Source organism: Mesorhizobium sp. M7A.F.Ca.CA.003.01.2.1, assembly GCF_003998945.1.
Taxonomy (GTDB): domain Bacteria; phylum Pseudomonadota; class Alphaproteobacteria; order Rhizobiales; family Rhizobiaceae; genus Mesorhizobium; species Mesorhizobium ciceri.
In genome coordinates this window covers 1-1,019 of the sequence record NZ_RZRA01001371.1, presented here as the reverse complement: position 1 = coordinate 1,019, position 1,019 = coordinate 1, and the positions used below count along the sequence as shown (strand labels likewise).

Genomic DNA, 1,019 nt, shown 5'->3' with positions numbered 1-1,019 from the left:
ATTTTGGATAAAAAAGAAAGGCCTTGTCATGCGAGTGACTTCAACGGAATTCCAGCAGAATGTCGGGCGTTTTCAGGATGCTGCCCAGCGTGCGCCGGTCGCAATCACAAAGAATGGCCGGACCCACACGGTACTCCTGTCGGCGGCGATGTTCGAGGTCTTGGTCAAGGGACGGGTCGCCCGTCCTGTGGAAGAGCTGGACGACGAGACGCTTAACGCCATCGCCGAAAGCGCCGTATCGAGCGAATATGCCGGGCTTGATGCAATGCTCAAAGACTGGACACCGTGAGCCTGCCCAAACCTATCCCGGGTCTGGTGATTTCCTATTCTTACCTCTGGGTGAGAGAACACGAAAAGGGTGCCGAAGAAGGTCGCAAAAACCGATCATGCGCCATTGTCGCCGCGCGGTCGTGGAGGGCCGTGAAGTCATAACGGTCGTTCCGGTCACACACTCGCCACCAGCAGATCCTGCCGATGCAGTAGAAATACCTGCGCCCCTCAAAGCCTATCTCGGCCTCGATGACACGCCATCATGGATCGTCGTCACCGAAACCAATCATTTCCTCTGGCCGGGTCCCGATCTCAGGCCTATCGCGGGGAGCAAACCGTCCCGATTCGACTATGGCATGCTGCCGCCGCGTTTCTATGCCTATCTGCGCGACCGGATTTTGCAGTCTCACGCAAGCCGGGCGCTGCAGCAGATTCGGCGAACAGAGTAGCTGCATGAGACTGGAGGACCACGAAACGTCCCCGATTCCAAGGGACGATCGCTTCCCGGTCATCCCGCACGAAGCAAAAGGTCGAAATCCTTCCTGACCTTCTGCGACGTCTCCTTGAGGTGTGCTTCGAGCACACCGAAATCCGGCAGGTCGGTCACCGCCAGAAGCAGATCCGAAAGCCCCGGCGGAACGTCGTCGCGCTCGAAGGCTCCGGTAAGGCACAGCCGCGTCATCTGGGTCAGCGCCAGATAGAGCGCATAGGCGTCGAAAAGCTCCTGCCTCGCCCCGGCATTGGCGCTG

General features: G+C 58.9%; 3 protein-coding genes. 2 read left to right on the top strand and 1 reads right to left on the bottom strand.

Going from position 1 to position 1,019, the window contains the following annotated elements:
• Together EN969_RS32750 and EN969_RS32745 are read left to right on the top strand one after the other, a co-directional pair.
• Positions 1-289 (top strand): type II toxin-antitoxin system prevent-host-death family antitoxin (locus tag EN969_RS32750; RefSeq protein ID WP_348632430.1); only part of this gene is annotated, 289 nt, incomplete at its 5' end.
• A 97-nt stretch (positions 290-386) separates the two neighbouring features.
• On the top strand, positions 387-719 hold the full coding sequence (locus EN969_RS32745; RefSeq protein ID WP_244514280.1) for a hypothetical protein: 333 nt from the start codon (positions 387-389) through the stop codon (positions 717-719).
• Between the two features lie 59 nt (positions 720-778).
• On the opposite strand, the gene EN969_RS32740 is transcribed toward EN969_RS32745, so the two are convergent.
• A partial coding sequence (locus EN969_RS32740; RefSeq protein WP_164758740.1) for a hypothetical protein occupies positions 779-1,019 on the bottom strand: 241 nt, incomplete at its 5' end.